This window comes from Streptomyces sp. NPDC001135 (assembly GCF_053598395.1).
Genome location: NZ_JBSFKD010000008.1, coordinates 194,253 through 209,259, shown reverse-complemented (window position 1 = coordinate 209,259; position 15,007 = coordinate 194,253). Strand labels below are relative to the sequence as shown.

Genomic DNA, 15,007 nt, shown 5'->3' with positions numbered 1-15,007 from the left:
CCCCGGGACGGCTACACGGTCGTACGGCGCAGCTGACCGACCAGTTCCCGTACGACCGTTGCCCCGTTCAGCGTCAGGACCGACTCGGGGTGGAACTGCACCCCCGCGAACCCGTGGCCGCGCAGCGCGTGCACCTCACCGTTCGCCGCCCGGCTCACCTCCACGCCGTGCGCGGCCAGTTCCCGGGCCGCCTCCTCGTCGCAGCGGGCGACGAAGCTGTTGTAGAAGCCGACCGTCTCCGGCCGCCCGAACAGGTCGATCGTGGTCTGCGCCCCCTGGTGGGCGACTTCCTTTCGGACGACGTCCAGCCCCAGCTCGGCCGCGATCAGTTCGTGGCCGAGGCAGACCCCGAGGACGCCGTGCCGGTGACCGCGGATCACCGTGGCGGCCAGCTCGCGCAGGAAGCGCATCTTCGGGTCGGCCCCGTCGCAGGGGTCCCCGGGACCGGGTCCGAGCACCACCGGCCCCTCGTGCGCGAGCACCGCCGCCCGCAGCCCCGGCTCGTCGTACCGCCGGACGGTGACGTCCAGTCCGCTCGACCGCAGCACGTGCGCGAGCATCGCCGTGAAGGTGTCCTCGCCGTCGACGACGAGGGCGTGGCCGGTGAGCTCCCGCGCCGGTTCCTGCATCCGCAGCCAGAAGGGCGCGAGCGAGGCCCGCCGCCCGTCCAGGGCCGCCCGCACCCGCGGGTCGTCGGCCAGCCGGGGCCGGTCCCGCTCCGTGCGCGGCCGGGGCGGCCGTACCCCGAGGGCCGCCAGCACGCCCGCCGCCTTCGCGTGCGTCTCCGCGACCTCGCCCGCCGGGTCCGAGCCGCGCACCAGCGTGGCGCCGACCGGCACGCGCAGACGTCCCTCGGCGGAGATGTCGGCGGTGCGGATCAGGATCGGGGAGTCCAGGGTCTGCGCACCCCCGCGGTCCCGGCCGAGCAGGGCCAGCGCTCCCGCGTAGTAGCCCCGGCCGCCGACCTCGTGCCGCTCGATGACCCGGCACGCGTTCTGCACCGGGGACCCGGTCACCGTCGCCGCGAACATGGTCTCCTTCAGCACCTCCCGCACGTCCAGGGAGGACTTCCCGCGCAACTCGTACTCGGTGTGCGCGAGATGGGCCATCTCCTTCAGACGCGGCCCGACGACGACCCCGCCCATGTCGCCGACGGTGCACATCATCTTCAGCTCCTCGTCGACGACCATCGACAGCTCCTCGATCTCCTTGCCGTCGGCGAGGAAGGCGAGCAGGTGCTCCGGCGTCGGCCCCTCGGCGGGATAGCGGTAGGTCCCGCTGATCGGGTTCATGACGACGGTTCCGCCCGACATCCGCACGTGCACCTCGGGGCTGGCCCCGACCAGCGTGCGGTCCCCGGTGTGCACGACGAAGGTCCAGTAGGCGCCGCGCTCGCCCTCCAGCAGCCGCCGGAACAGCGCGAGCGCGTCGGCCCGGCCGAACCCGGGGATCTCACCCTGGTACGTGCGCCGGATCACGAAGTTCGCGCCCTCGCCCCGGCCGATCTCCTCGTCCAGCACCCGGGCGACGATCTCGCCGTACGCCTCGTCGCCGACGTCGAAGCCGCCGCCCTCGACGCGCACCTCGTGCGCCGGGAGCCGGGACAGCGCCACGTCGAGGGGGATCTCGTACGACTCCTCGGGAGTCAGCACCAGCAGGGGGGTGCCGTCGTCGCGGACGTCGAAGCCGCGCTCGCGGATCTGCCGGAACGGGATCAGGGCGAGGCCCTCACCGGGCAGGTCGGCGAGCCGGTCGCGGCTGGTCACCGGGCCGAGCAGGACCTCCACCGGGTGTTCGTCGCGGCCGGGGGTGCGGCGGCGGAGCAGGGCGAAGGGGCGGTCGTCGTGCAGGAGCTGTGCCAGGTCCATGGTTCCTCTTCCGTCGATGTCGGTGAGGAACGACCCCGGACACACCGAAGGCCGCCCCTCGGGCGGCCTTCGCGAAGTCTGGTGTACGCGCGATCAGTGGGCCGCCGGATGAGCGGTCCACCACCAGGTGCGGGTCGAATGCGCGAACATGCCCGGCACCCTACCCCATGCCGGAGGGGATCGTCCGGAAGCCGGGGGAGGCTACGATCTTCGTACTTGACATGTCCCATTCGCATTTACGGAAGGTACGCATGGGATTCATACGGGGTTCCAGGCTGCTGGCCTGGATGGCGGCCACGGCGGCGCTGTTGACCGGCCTCACCGCCCAGCCCGCCTCGGCGGTGGATGCGCCGACGATGACGAAGCTCTCGCTCGGCGCCGACCAGTTCAAGCTGACCGACACCAGCTATGTGTCGGCCGCGAACAATCTCTACAACAACCGCCTCACCAGCCACGCCGACCTCACGGACGTCGTCACCACCGACTACACGAAGAACTCCTCCGGTGCGACGGACAGCTGGCTGAACCTGCGCTCGATGCGCTCCTGCGCCGGCACCGAGACCAAGGCGCTGCCCCCGGTGGGCACCAAGAAGGCCTGGTGCTGGTCGAACGCCCACGGCGACGACACCACCCCGCACTGGTGGCCGCAGGGCCTGAGCAGCACGGGCACCGCCGACGGCGGTGACGGCGCCATCCAGGGCAAGCACGTCGTGGCGGTCTCCTGGCACTACCGGACCCTCAGCAACGAGGACTCCGCGGGCTGCACGACCAACAACCTGCTCAAGATGACCTTCCTCGACCGGGACACCGGCAAGTACCGCCACGTCCTGCTCGCCGAGCCCACCGACTCGGGCAACAACTTCAAGTTCGTGACCGGCCACGGCGGCGGCATCGTCTGGTACGCGAACTACATCTACGTCACGGACACCGCGAACGGCATCCGGGTCTTCGACATCAACAAGCTCGCCAAGGTCGACACCTACGGCTCCGGCGTGGGCACCTACGGGATCGACGGGGCCGGCCGGTCCAGCGCCTGCGGCTACCCGTACGTCCTGCCGGAGGTCCACTACTACAAGCAGGCCGGCACGCCGTCCGACTGCTCGGGCAACACCATCGACCCCGAGCAGCTGTGCTTCTCCTGGCTCTCGCTGGACAAGACCGGCGGCGGCCCGTTCAAGCTGGTCGCCGGTGAGTGGCAGGGCTATGTCGACGGCGCCCGGGTGGTGCGCTACCAGCTGAACCCGACCAGCTCCTCCTCCTACCCCGGCCTGCTCAACATGTCCGGCGGCAAAACCGTGATCCAGGACGCCTACGCCGCCTCCCGCTACCGGGGCCTGCAGGGCGGTATGACCTGGACCGACAGCCAGGGTGTGCTGAACTTCGGCTTCCACAAGGGGTGCGGCACCGCGCCCGGGGTGTACTCGCACACCTGGGTGGGCGACACCCGCGCCACGACGCCCTGCGCGGCCGGCGGGAACTGGGCGGCGGGCCCGCCCCAGGCCCTGAGCTACTGGCCGAAGCTCGACGCCGACCAGGTCGACGAGGTGTGGGGGCTGACCGAGGGCTTCTGCGCGGGCAGCGACCTGCGAGCGGCGCACCCCGAGTTCAAGGCCGCCACGGACGACAGCGACGTGTGCTGGAACTACAAGGGGACGGACAACCTCCCCCTGCGCGCGGTCTTCGCCGTCGGTTTCACCGACCCGGCGGTGCAGAACCTGCACTGACGGCCGGTGCCGACGCCCGGGACGGGTCCGCCGTGCGCAGGCCGCGCGGCGGACCCGTGCGTCTCACCTGTTGAGCCCGCGGGATGTACGCGTGCGGTGACCCCGTAATGTGGAGAACGTGACCGTGAACGCAACCAGCCCGAGCGCTGGCAACACCTGGCGAAACCTGCCCGCGGCGCAGCAGCCCGAGTACCCCGACCCCGAGGCTCTGCGCGCAGTGATCGCGGACCTCGAGTCGTATCCGCCGCTCGTCTTCGCGGGCGAGTGCGACCAGCTGCGCGCCCGGATGGCGGCTGTCGCCAAGGGAGAGGCGTTCCTCCTCCAGGGCGGCGACTGCGCCGAGGCCTTCGACGCGGTGTCCGCCGACCACATCCGCAACAAGCTCAAGACGCTGCTCCAGATGGGTGCCGTCCTCACCTACGCGGCCTCCGTGCCGGTGGTGAAGGTCGGCCGTATCGCCGGGCAGTACTCCAAGCCCCGCTCCAAGCCGACCGAGACCCGCGACGGCGTGACACTGCCGACCTACCGCGGCGACTCCGTCAACGGCTTCGACTTCACCGAGGCCGCCCGCGTCCCGGACCCCGAGCGCCTGAAGCGGATGTACCACGCGTCCGCCTCCACGCTGAACCTGGTGCGCGCCTTCACCACCGGCGGTTACGCGGACCTGCACCAGGTGCACGCCTGGAACCAGGACTTCGTGAAGACCTCCCCGTCGGGCCAGCGCTACGAGCAGCTCGCGCGGGAGATCGACAACGCGCTGAACTTCATGCGGGCCTGCGGCGCCGAGCCGGAGGAGTTCAAGACCGTCGAGTTCTTCTCCTCGCACGAGGCGCTGCTGCTGGACTACGAGTCCGCCCTGACCCGGGTCGACTCGCGCACCGGCCAGCTGTACGACGTCTCCGGACACATGGTGTGGATCGGTGAGCGCACCCGGCAGCTGGACGGCGCGCACATCGAGTTCGCCTCGAAGATCCGCAACCCGATCGGCATCAAGCTCGGCCCGACCACGACGGCCGAGGAGGCGCTGCGGTACATCGACCGCCTCGACCCCGAGCGGGAGCCGGGCCGGCTCACCTTCATCGTCCGGATGGGCGCCGACAAGATCCGCGACAAGCTCCCCGAGCTGGTGGAGAAGGTCACGGCGTCCGGCGCGACGGTGGCCTGGGTGACCGACCCGATGCACGGCAACACCTTCGAGGCGGCCTCCGGGCACAAGACCCGCCGCTTCGACGACGTGCTCGACGAGGTCAAGGGCTTCTTCGAGGTCCACAAGGGGCTCGGCACCCACCCGGGCGGCATCCATGTGGAGCTCACCGGCGACGACGTCACCGAGTGTGTGGGCGGCGGGGACGAGATCTTCGTCGACGACCTGCACCAGCGCTACGAGACGGCCTGCGACCCGCGGCTGAACCGCAGCCAGTCCCTGGACCTGGCGTTCCTGGTCGCGGAGATGTACCGGGACCAGTAGGCGTCCGAAGGGGCGCGGATCACACGCGATCCGCGCCCCTTCCTCTTTTGCGGATGCCGGGGGATGGGTAAGGTTAGGTTTGCCTCACCGGGAAACGGGATGGCAGTACACAGAGCGATCCCGTCGGGAGGTGAATCCGCGTGTACGTCTGCAGCTGCTTCGGTGTCACCGAGGCGCAGGTCAAGCAGCACGCGCAGGACGGTGCCTGCACCCCCCGCCAGATAGCCTCCGCCTGCAAGGCGGGCACGGACTGCGGCTCGTGCGTCCGCCGGATCCAGGCCCTCCTGGGCCGGGGCGCCTGCCCGCGCCGCGAACTGGCCGACCAGGGCAGGCCGGTGCTGACGGAGATCCCCGCGGGCACGCCCGCCGACATCCCCGAGGCGGCCTAGCTAGGGCTCAGCTGCTCTCCGGCTGCTCGATCAGCTGGGAGAGATAGAGCGCCTCACCGAGCTTCTCCAGCAGTTCCAGCTGGGTGTCGAGGTAGTCGATGTGGTGCTCCTCGTCGGCGAGGATGTCCTCGAAGATGTTGGCGGACGTGATGTCCCCCTTCTCACGCATCACCTTGACACCCCGCTTGAGCCGGTCGATCGCCTCGACCTCGATCTGCCGGTCGGCCTCGAACATCTCCCGCACCGTCTGCCCGACGCGGACGTGGAAGAGCCGCTGGTAGTTGGGCAGCCCCTCCAGGAACAGGATCCGGTCGGTGAGCACCTCCGCGTGCTTCATCTCGTCGAACGACTCGTGCCGCGTGTACTTGGCGAGCTTGTACCAGCCGAAGTTCTCCTGCATCTTCGCGTGCAGGAAGTACTGGTTGATCGCGGTCAGCTCGCCGGTGAGCTGCTCGTTGAGGAACTCGATGACCTCGGGGTCGCCCTGCATCGCAGCGGCTCCTTCCACACGGGTTACGGGAGAGGGTGCGGCGGCATGATTGCACCGGCAACGAAGATCGTCCAGTAAGTGCGTACTTAGTAAGTAAGTCCTGAGTTGATGCTGCTTGTCCGATTCCTGGACGGGTGGTCAAGGGCACTGCCCGAGGTCTGTCAGGATGGATACATGGGTCATCCGGTGGAGCGCGAGTCTGGAGCTGCGGCAGGGTCCGAGCTTCCGCCGGGTCAGCGGCTCCAGCGCGGCTGGCCGGTCACGCACTACGGGCCCGTCCCGAAGTTCCGGCCCGAGCGCTGGGAGTTCCGGGTCTTCGGCGCCACCGCCGACGGCGACAAGCACGTCTGGAACCACGAGGAGTTCACGGCCCTGCCGTACACCACCGTGGTGGCCGATCTGCACTGCGTGACGAAGTTCAGCATGACCGGCGCGGAGTGGGGCGGCATCCCCGCCCGCACCATCCTCGAGCTCGCCCCGCCGGCACCCGGCGTCACCCACGTGATGGTGTGGGCGGAGTACGGCTTCAGCTCGAACCTGCGCCTGTCGGACTTCACCTCCGACCGCACCATCTTCGCCACCCACAAGGACGGCGAGCTCCTCACCGCCGAACACGGATTCCCGGTCCGGCTGATCGTGCCCCACCTGTACGCCTGGAAGGGCCCCAAGTGGGTCCGCGGCGTGGAGTACATGACCGCCGACCGCCGCGGCTTCTGGGAGGAACGCGGCTACCACAACATCGGCGACCCCTGGAAGGAACAGCGCTACTCCTACCAGGAGCAACCGGGCGAGGGCCCGGAACTGTGACCGGTCTCAGCCGTCCCTGAGCCTCTTCAGCCGCTCCACGTCCGCCGCGTGCCCCTCCCTGCCGCCCGGCGTCTCGATGACCAGCGGGACGCCCGCGGTCGCCGGATGGGTCATCAGGGCGCGGAAGGGATCCTCGCCGATGTGACCGGCACCGATGTTCTCGTGCCGGTCCTTGTGCGCGCCGACGACGTCCTTGGAGTCGTTCGCGTGGATCAGCTTCAGCCGGCCCGCGCCGACGGTGTCGACCAGCAGGTCGAGCGTCCGGTGCATGCCGCTCGGACCGGTCAGGTCGTGCCCGGCGGCGAAGACGTGGCAGGTGTCCAGGCACACGCCGAGCTTCGGATGGGCGTCCAGCGCCTCGAAGTACGGGCCGAAGTCCCAGGTGCGGGAGCACAGCGAGGCGCCCTGTCCGGCGGTCGACTCCAGCAGCAGGAACGGATCGTCGTCGTGGGTCAGCTCGTCCAGCAGCGGCAGCATGTGCTCGCGCACCTGCTTCAGGGCCACGTCCCGGGCCCGCCCGCCGGTCGCGCTCCCGGTGTGCACGACCACACCCAGCGCACCGATCTCCCGCCCGCGCCGCAGCGAGTGCCTGAGCGACTCCACCGACCGCTCCACAGTCGCCTCGGTGTGCGAGCCGAAGTTGATCAGGTACGGGGCGTGCACGTACGCCGGGACCGACCGCTCGGCGCACTCCTGCCGGAACGCCTCGTCCTGCCGCGGGTTCCCGGCGGGCGTGGCCCAGCCGCGCGGATTGGCCACGAACACCTGCACGGTCTCCGCCCGCAGCTCACGGGCGTACGACAGCCCCACGGAGTGCAGGCCACCGGCCACGGGGACATGACCGCCGACGGGGTTGCGGGCAGGCGGCGAGGGGAAGGACGCGGGCTGAACGGGACTCACCCGTTCAGGGTGTCATGCCCGCCCCGGCCGCCGGACCACGGTCCCCGGTGACCCCCGGTCACCGGATGGTGATCGTGATGGTCGACCCCTTGGGCGCCGTGCTGCCGCCCTCCACCGACTGCTTCTTCACGGTGTCGCCGAACAGTCCGAGCAGTCCGCGGTCCTCGTCCACCTTGAAGCCGGCACCCTCCAGCGCCTTGTGGGCGTCGTCCACGCTGTCACCGGTCACGTCCGGCACCTCGATCATCTGCGGACCCTTGGACAGGGTCAGCGTCACCGTGTCGCCCTCGGCGGCCTGACCGCCGTCACCCGGGCTCTGCCGGGCCACCTTGCCCTTGTCGACGTCGGAGTTGACCTGCACCGGGGCGATCACGACCTTCAGCCCGGCGTCCGTCAGTTCCTGCTTGGCCTCGTCCACGTCGTCCCCGGTGACGTCCGGCACGTCGATCGGGCTGCCCTTGCTGACGGTCAGCGCGATCGCCGAGCCGGCGTGCCGCTTGGTGCCCGCCTTCGGGGTCGTGGCGATCACGGAGCCCTTGGCGACGTCCTCGCTGAACTCCCGGGTGACCATGCCCGGCTCCAGCCCGTCCGCCTTCAGCCGCGTCCGCGCCTCGGCCAGCGGGCGGCCCGAGACGTCCGGCACGTTGACCGTCTCCGGGCCGAGGGAGACGGTCAGCGTCACCGCGTCGTGGTCGCGGATCCGGGCGCCGGGCGCCGGGTCGGTGCCTATGACCGTGCCGCGCTGGACCGTGTCGTCGTACGCGCGCTTGACCTGCCCGACCTCGAGCCCGGCCGCCTCCAGCCGGTGCCGCGCCTGCGCCTCGGTCTTCGACAGCAGCGGCGGGACCTTCGTGAACTGGCCGGAGTTGATGTACCAGACCCCGGCGCCCACGCCGAACACCGCCAGCACGGCGGCGACGATCGTCAGTACCAGGCGCCTCGACCGCCGGGGGCGTGCCGGCGGTGCCTGCAGCCGGCTGGTGTGCCGGACCGCGGGCCCGTCCTCGTTCACGGACAGCGGGCGCGAGGGGGGTCCCCCCGCGCGAGCGGAGCCGAGCGTGGGGGACGTCAGCGCGCGCGGGATCACGCTCGTGCGGTCCTCGGCGTTGTCGTGCTCCGCGGTGAGCGCCTGCGGCGGCACCGCGTCCAGCTGCCCGTCGCTCAGCCCCCCGCGCGCCTCGCGCAGCTGCGCCAGCAGCGCCACGGCGTCGTACGGCCGGAGGTCCGGGGTGCGGGCGGTCGCCGACGCGACCAGCTCGTCCAGCTCGTACGGCAGACCCGGCACCAGAGCCGAGGGCGGCGGCACGTCCTCGTGGATGTGCTGGTAGAGCACCTGCGCGGGGGAGTCCCCGGAGTGCGGCTTCGCGCCGGTCAGCATCTCGTAGAGCACGACACCGCAGGCGTAGACGTCGACCCGGGGATCGGCGGTGCCCTGCTCGATCTGCTCGGGTGCGAGATACGACACGGTCCCGAGGACGGCGCCGGTCGTGCTGGTCACCGTGTCCACGGACCGCACCAGCCCGAAGTCGGCGACCTTGACCCGGCCGTCGTCCCCTATCAGCACGTTCTCGGGCTTCATGTCCCGGTGCACGAACCCGGCCCGGTGCGCGGCACCCAGCGCGGCCAGCACCGGCTCCAGGATGTCCAGCGCCGCCCGCGGCTGCAGCGCGCCCCGCTCGCGCAGCACGTCCCGCAGGGTGCAGCCGGCGACGTACTCCATCGCCAGGTACACGTACGACCCGTCGGTCCCCTGGTCGAAGACCTGCACCACGTTCGGGTGCGCCAGCCGCGCGACGGACTTCGCCTCCCGGATGAACCGCTCCACGAACGATCCGTCGGACGCGAGCGTCGGGTGCATCACCTTCAGCGCGAGAACGCGGTCCAGGCGGGTGTCCAGGGCCCGGTAGACCGTGGCCATCCCGCCGACCGCGATCCGTGCGTCGACGCGATAACGGCCGTCGAGCACCTGCCCGACGAGGGGGTCCTGAAGGGTCGTATCCACGCAGGGGAGTCTACGAGGGCCGGCCGGCGGTGCCGCACGCCGTGTTGTTCCGGGGACGGAATGCAGCACAGCTGTGACTCGGCCGCGATCAGAAGGCCGGACGTTCGGGATCCAGGTGGGCGCGCCCCTCCGTCGGGGAGGAGGCCTCCGCGAAGTGCCTGCGCGGGATCCGCCCGGCCAGCCGGGCCAGCCGGCCCCCCTCCACCGCGTGCCGCATCGCGGTCGCCATCAGCTCCGGCTCCTGCGCCCGCGTCACCGCGGAGGCCAGCATCACCCCGGCACACCCCAGCTCCATGGCCAGCGCGGCGTCCGATGCCGTCCCGGCCCCCGCGTCCAGGATCACCGGCACACGCGCGTGCTCGACGATCAGCTGGAAGTTGTGGGGGTTGCGGATCCCGAGGCCGGACCCGATCGGCGACCCCAGCGGCATCACCGCCGCACACCCGACGTCCTCCAGCTTCCGCGCCAGCACCGGATCGTCATTGGTGTACGGCAGCACCGTGAACCCGTCGTCGACCAGCGTCTCGGCCGCCTCCAGCAGCTCCACCGGATCCGGCAGCAGCGTCCGCTCGTCGGCGATGACCTCCAGCTTGACCAGGTCCGTGCCCAGCGCCTCCCGTGCCAGCCGCGCGGTCAGCACGGCCTCGCCCGCGGTGAAACAGCCCGCCGTGTTCGGCAGGACCCGGATGCCCAGCTTCTCCAGCACCGACAGCACCGAGCCGTGCACGGACGGGTCCACCCGCCGCATGGCGACCGTCGTCAGCTCCGTACCGGAGGCGACCAGGGCCCGCTCCAGCACCTCCAGGCTGGGCGCTCCGCCCGTACCCATGATCAGCCGGGAGGAGAAGGTCGTACCCCCGAGAACCAGAGGATCGTCGGCCATGGCTCAGCCCCCCTGGACCGCGGTGAGGACTTCGACCCGGTCGCCCTCGGCCAGCGCCGTGGCCGCCCACTGCGCGCGCGGGACGACGGTCTCGTTGACGGCGGCGGCCACCCCGGAGGGCGCCGGGACCAGGGACCGTACGACGGTGTCGAGGGCGGTACCCGGGACGATCTCCCGGCGCTCCCCGTTGACGGAGATGGAAAGGGTGACGGAGATGCTCATGCGGGCTGCTCCATGAGGACGGCGGCGCCGAAGCGCCGCGGCGTGAACGGACGGGCCGTTTCCGGCAGTCGGCCCTCGGTCAGCAGCTGGGCCAGCACATCGCCGGTGACCGGCGTGAGCAGCACCCCGTTGCGGTAGTGCCCGGTGGCCAGCAGCAGCCCGTCGAGCCCGGACGGGCCGAGCAGCGGCGCGTTGTCGGGGGAGCCGGGGCGCAGCCCGGCCAGGGTCTCGGTGAGCGGCAGTTCGGTGATGCCCGGCACCAGCTCATGGGCGTCGCGCAGCAGCTCGTACACCCCGCCCGCGGTGACGGTCGTGTCCCAGCCCAGCTCCTCGCTGGTGGCGCCGACGACCAGTTCGCCGTTCTCTCGGGGCACCAGATAGACATGGCTGCCGCGGACGACGGCCCGTACGGTGCGGCTGAGGAACGGCGCGTACCGGCGCGGCACCGTCAGCCGCAGCACCTGCCCCTTCACCGGCCGCACCGGCGGCAGCAGCGCCTCGGGCACGCCCGCGAGCCGTCCGCTCATGCTCCCGGCCGCGAGGACGACCTGGCCGGCGCGCAGCCCGGTGCCGTCCGCCGTGGTGACCCCGGCGGCCCGGTCCCGTACGACGTCCAGCCGCTCGGCCCACGCCCGGTGGAACACCACCCCGGTCCGCTCGCACGCGGTCACCAGGGCCGCCGCCAGCCGGCGCGGGTCGATCTGGTGGTCGCCGTCGACCCGCAGCCCGCCGCGCACCCCGGGCGCCAGCATCGGTTCCAGGCGCCGGCACTCCCGCCCGGACAGCCACTCCGAGTCCAGGCCCGAGCGCTGCTGCAGGGCGTGGAGTTCACGCAGGTGGGCGCGGTCGTCGGCGTCGAGCGCGACCGCGAGGGTGCCGCAGCGGCGATAGCCGAGGTCGTGGCCGGTCAGCTCGGTCAGCTCGGCCGCGAAGTCCGGGTAGCGGCGGGCCGATTCCAGGTTCAGGGCGAGCAACCTCTCCTCGCCGTAGTGCAGTTCCGTGACCGCGGCCAGCATCCCCGCCGCGACGCGCGCGGCCCCGCCGCCGGGCTCGGGGTCCACCACGGCCGTGGCGAGCCCGCGCTGCGCCGCGCGCCAGGCCGTGACCAGGCCGATGATGCCGCCCCCGATGACGAGGACATCGGACGTATCGGACGTACGTGACGACATGGGCGTCCAGCCCCTCCCTTCGCCGGCATGACCCGGATCAGGTTCGTACGGTCGGAGGCCGCCAGCCTCCCTCTCAGCCCGGTGCGTCCGGGCTCCCGCGAGTGCTTGTACGGTGGCCACCCTAGCCCGCCGCGCTCGTCACTCGTAAGGGAGCCCCTGACCGTGCCCCAGTCGCTCGACGGACTGATCCTCGCCCCCGTGGCGGACCAAGCCCCAGGTCAGGTGGGCACCCACACCCGGTTCGCCTACCACGAGAAGGACGGCGAGATCTGGGCCGAGTACGCGGGCGGCGATGTCGTACGCGGCCATCTGGTCGGCACCCGGGAGGGCGACCGGCTGGACTTCCGCTACGTCCAGCTGAGGACCGACGGGACGACCGCCTCCGGGCACTGTGTGTCCACGGTCGTCGAGCTGCCGGACGGGCGGGTGCGGCTGGAGGAGACCTGGGAGTGGGAGTCCCGGCCGGGCTCCGGCACCAGTGTTGTGGAACAGGTCACCGAGCACGCCCGCTGACTGACGCTCCGTCACTGTCTATGGTGATCGGGTGAGCGAGCAGACAGCACAAGAGGGCACGTCACAGGGGCGGCGCGTGGTCGTCGTCGGCGCCGGCATGGCCGGGGTGCAGACCGCGGTCGCCCTGCGTGAACAGGGCTTCAAGGGCACCGTCACCCTCATCGGCGCCGAACCCCACCAGCCGTACGACCGGCCGCCGCTGTCCAAGGCCGTCCTGCTCGGCAAGGCCGAGGACTCCGCCTTCGACGTGGACTTCGAGTCGCTCGGCGTCGAGCTGCGGCTCGGCTGCGAGGTACTGGGCGTGCGCCCCGCCGCGCACGAGCTGGACACCGAGGCGGGCCCGGTGCCCTACGACGTCCTGGTCCTCGCCGCCGGCGCCGAACCGATCACCCTGCCCGGCACCGAGGGCGTGCCGGGCGTGCATCTGCTGCGCACCCTGGACGACGCCGAACGGCTGCGGCCGGTGCTCGCCCGGCAGCACGAGATCGTGGTCGTCGGCGCCGGCTGGATCGGTGCCGAGTTCGCCACGGCCGCCCGGGAGGCCGGCTGCGCGGTGACCGTCGTGGAGGCCGCCGGCCGCCCGCTCGCCGGCGCCCTGCCCGCCGAGGTCGCCGCCCCGATGGCCGCCTGGTACGCCGACGCCGGCGCCGACCTCCGCACGCACGCGCGCGTGGAGCGCGTCGAGCCCGGCGCGGTCGTCCTCACCGACGGCACCCGGCTGCCCGCGGGCGCCGTCGTCGTCGGCATCGGCGCCCGCCCCGCCACCGCCTGGCTGGCCGGCTCCGGCATCGAGCTGGGCCCGCACGGGGACGTCCTCGCCGACGACCGTCTGCGCACCTCGGTCGAGGACGTGTACGCCGTCGGCGACTGCGCGTCCTTCCCCTCCGCCCGCTACGGCGAACGGCTGCTCGTCCACCACTGGGACAACGCCCTGCAGGGCCCGCGCACGGTCGCCGCCAACATCCTCGGCGAGACCCCGGCGGTCTACGACCCGGTCCCGTACTTCTGGTCCGAGCAGTTCGGCCGCTTCGTGCAGTACGCAGGCCACCACGCCGGCGCCGACCGCATGGTCTGGCGCGGCGACCCGCAGGGCCCCGCCTGGTCGGTGTGCTGGCTGCGCGGGGACCGCCTTGTAGCTCTGCTGGCCGTCGGCCGCCCGCGCGACCTGGCCCAGGGGCGGAGGCTGATCGAGGCGGGCCGGAGCATGGACGCGGAGGCCCTGGCAGACCCGGCGCGCCCCTTGAAGGACGCGACCGCGGCTCCCTAGGGGGCGCGAGGAAGTGCGCGACCAGCCACGACGGCGCCGCACCGACCGACGACACATCCCGGCACTCGACATCGCGAGCGAACCGGCGGAGCGCCTACCCTTGGTGCCGTGACCGAGATTGACGCAAAGATTGATGCTCTCGTCCCCGCCTGGCTCACCCTCCCCGACATCGCCGAACAGCTCGGCGTCGAGGTGACGCGCGTGCGGCAGCTGGTCAAGGAGGGCCAGCTCATCGCCGTACGCCGAGGTGAGAACCGCGCGCTGCACGTCCCCGCCGCCTTCATCGACGGGGACAAGGTCGTCAAGGGCCTGTCCGGAACCCTGACGCTCCTGCGGGACGACGGCTTCACGGTCGAAGAGATGATCGAGTGGCTCTTCACCCCCGACCCGACCCTGCCCGGCACCCCCGCGCAGGCCCTGAGCGAGAATCGCGGCACGGAGGTGAAGCGCCGGGCCCAGGCGCTCGCCGTCTGAGCCGACCCGCAGCACGCGCGGTGGCGTACGGGGGCCGTCGTGCCCCGTACGCCGGCCGCGCCGGCCGCCCACACACCCTTCAGGGGGACCACGCATGTCCGACACCGCACGCGCCGCGCTCGCCGACGCCCGTCTGTACCTCTGCACGGACGCGCGCAAGCGCCAGGGGGACCTGCCCGCGTTCCTGGACGCGGTCCTGGCCGGCGGTGTCGACATCGTCCAGCTGCGCGACAAGGGCCTGGAGGCCGCCGAGGAACTGGAACACCTGCAGGTCTTCGCGGACGCCTGCGCCCGGCACGGCAAGCTCCTCGCGGTGAACGACCGCGCGGACGTCGCCCACGCGGCCCGCGCCGACGTGCTGCACCTCGGCCAGGGCGACCTGCCGGTCCCCGCGGCCCGCGCCGTCCTCGGCGAGGAGGTGCTGATCGGCCGCTCCACGCACGCCGAGTCCGAGGCCGCCGCGGCCGCCGCGCAGGACGGCGTGGACTACTTCTGCACCGGCCCCTGCTGGCCCACCCCCACCAAGCCCGGCCGCCACGCCCCGGGCCTCGACCTGGTCCGGTACACCGCCGGCCTGGGCACCGACCGCCCCTGGTTCGCGATCGGCGGCATCGACCTGTCCACCCTCGACCAGGTGCTGGACGCGGGCGCCCGGCGGGTGGTCGTCGTGCGCGCGATCACCGAGGCCGACGATCCGGGAGCGGCCGCCGCGGAGTTCGCGAAGCGGCTGCGGCAGGCCTAGCGGCGCCCGCCGCCCGCCTCCCGTCCCTCTTCGTGTCCACCGGCCTGTCCACCGGCCTGTCCACATTCCTGTCCAAGGGGTGGACAGGA

The 15,007-nt window shown here is 72.0% G+C and carries 16 protein-coding genes and 1 riboswitch; of the genes, 8 read left to right on the top strand and 8 right to left on the bottom strand.

Annotated elements, in window-relative coordinates; genetic code table 11:
• Positions 1-11 precede the first annotated feature (11 nt).
• Both ACWC94_RS13345 and ACWC94_RS13340 read right to left on the bottom strand, forming a co-directional pair.
• Positions 12-1,868 carry an anthranilate synthase family protein gene (locus tag ACWC94_RS13345; protein ID WP_450796643.1) on the bottom strand — a complete coding sequence of 619 codons (1,857 nt, stop codon included), beginning with the start codon at positions 1,866-1,868 and terminating at the stop codon, positions 12-14.
• Between the two features lie 93 nt (positions 1,869-1,961).
• On the bottom strand, positions 1,962-2,018 hold the full coding sequence (locus ACWC94_RS13340; RefSeq protein WP_078493144.1) for a trp operon leader peptide: 57 nt from the start codon (positions 2,016-2,018) through the stop codon (positions 1,962-1,964).
• Between the two features lie 101 nt (positions 2,019-2,119).
• On the opposite strand from ACWC94_RS13340, the gene ACWC94_RS13335 reads away from it, so the two are divergent.
• The 3 genes from ACWC94_RS13335 to ACWC94_RS13325 all read left to right on the top strand — a co-directional run bounded on the left by ACWC94_RS13335 (position 2,120) and on the right by ACWC94_RS13325 (position 5,449).
• Positions 2,120-3,592, top strand: a complete 1,473-nt coding sequence (locus ACWC94_RS13335) for a hypothetical protein (RefSeq protein ID WP_450796642.1) — start codon at positions 2,120-2,122, stop codon at positions 3,590-3,592.
• A 118-nt stretch (positions 3,593-3,710) separates the two neighbouring features.
• Positions 3,711-5,060 carry a class II 3-deoxy-7-phosphoheptulonate synthase gene (locus ACWC94_RS13330; RefSeq protein WP_450796641.1) on the top strand — a complete coding sequence of 450 codons (1,350 nt, stop codon included), beginning with the start codon at positions 3,711-3,713 and terminating at the stop codon, positions 5,058-5,060.
• A 140-nt stretch (positions 5,061-5,200) separates the two neighbouring features.
• Positions 5,201-5,449, top strand: coding sequence for a (2Fe-2S)-binding protein (locus ACWC94_RS13325; protein WP_450796640.1), 249 nt, complete (start codon positions 5,201-5,203; stop codon positions 5,447-5,449).
• Positions 5,450-5,456: 7 nt separating this feature from the next.
• Here ACWC94_RS13325 and bfr read toward each other — a convergent pair whose 3' ends face one another.
• Positions 5,457-5,939, bottom strand: coding sequence for a bacterioferritin (gene bfr, locus ACWC94_RS13320; protein WP_450796639.1), 483 nt, complete (start codon positions 5,937-5,939; stop codon positions 5,457-5,459).
• Between the two features lie 174 nt (positions 5,940-6,113).
• Between bfr and ACWC94_RS13315 the strand changes: the two genes are divergently transcribed.
• Positions 6,114-6,746 carry a sulfite oxidase-like oxidoreductase gene (locus ACWC94_RS13315; RefSeq protein WP_450796638.1) on the top strand — a complete coding sequence of 211 codons (633 nt, stop codon included), beginning with the start codon at positions 6,114-6,116 and terminating at the stop codon, positions 6,744-6,746.
• A gap of 6 nt (positions 6,747-6,752) precedes the next feature.
• Here ACWC94_RS13315 and ACWC94_RS13310 read toward each other — a convergent pair whose 3' ends face one another.
• The 5 genes from ACWC94_RS13310 to thiO form a co-directional block, all read right to left on the bottom strand.
• Entirely contained in the window at positions 6,753-7,646 is an 894-nt protein-coding gene (locus ACWC94_RS13310) for a deoxyribonuclease IV (RefSeq protein ID WP_450796637.1), read from the bottom strand.
• A gap of 58 nt (positions 7,647-7,704) precedes the next feature.
• A complete protein-coding gene (gene pknB, locus ACWC94_RS13305) occupies positions 7,705-9,648 on the bottom strand; it encodes a Stk1 family PASTA domain-containing Ser/Thr kinase (protein WP_450796636.1) in 1,944 nt (647 codons plus the stop codon).
• Between the two features lie 88 nt (positions 9,649-9,736).
• On the bottom strand, positions 9,737-10,531 hold the full coding sequence (locus tag ACWC94_RS13300; RefSeq protein ID WP_450796635.1) for a thiazole synthase: 795 nt from the start codon (positions 10,529-10,531) through the stop codon (positions 9,737-9,739).
• Between the two features lie 3 nt (positions 10,532-10,534).
• Positions 10,535-10,753, bottom strand: a complete 219-nt coding sequence (gene thiS, locus ACWC94_RS13295) for a sulfur carrier protein ThiS (RefSeq protein WP_450796634.1) — start codon at positions 10,751-10,753, stop codon at positions 10,535-10,537.
• A complete protein-coding gene (gene thiO / locus ACWC94_RS13290; protein ID WP_450796633.1) occupies positions 10,750-11,922 on the bottom strand; it encodes a glycine oxidase ThiO in 1,173 nt (390 codons plus the stop codon). Before thiO ends, thiS begins: the two co-directional genes overlap by 4 nt.
• Positions 11,920-12,031: riboswitch (TPP riboswitch) on the bottom strand. Its footprint overlaps the gene before it by 3 nt.
• Before the next feature lie 53 nt (positions 12,032-12,084).
• Here thiO and ACWC94_RS13285 point away from each other — a divergent pair.
• The 4 genes from ACWC94_RS13285 to thiE all read left to right on the top strand — a co-directional run bounded on the left by ACWC94_RS13285 (position 12,085) and on the right by thiE (position 14,918).
• The gene (locus ACWC94_RS13285) at positions 12,085-12,435 is read left to right on the top strand and encodes a hypothetical protein (protein WP_450796632.1); all 351 of its coding nucleotides are present in this window, start codon (positions 12,085-12,087) and stop codon (positions 12,433-12,435) included.
• A gap of 31 nt (positions 12,436-12,466) precedes the next feature.
• Entirely contained in the window at positions 12,467-13,702 is a 1,236-nt protein-coding gene (locus ACWC94_RS13280) for an NAD(P)/FAD-dependent oxidoreductase (protein WP_450796631.1), read from the top strand.
• A gap of 108 nt (positions 13,703-13,810) precedes the next feature.
• A complete protein-coding gene (locus tag ACWC94_RS13275) occupies positions 13,811-14,176 on the top strand; it encodes an Rv2175c family DNA-binding protein (protein ID WP_055707421.1) in 366 nt (121 codons plus the stop codon).
• Between the two features lie 94 nt (positions 14,177-14,270).
• A complete protein-coding gene (gene thiE, locus ACWC94_RS13270) occupies positions 14,271-14,918 on the top strand; it encodes a thiamine phosphate synthase (protein WP_450796630.1) in 648 nt (215 codons plus the stop codon).
• The last annotated feature ends 89 nt before the right edge of the window (positions 14,919-15,007 follow it).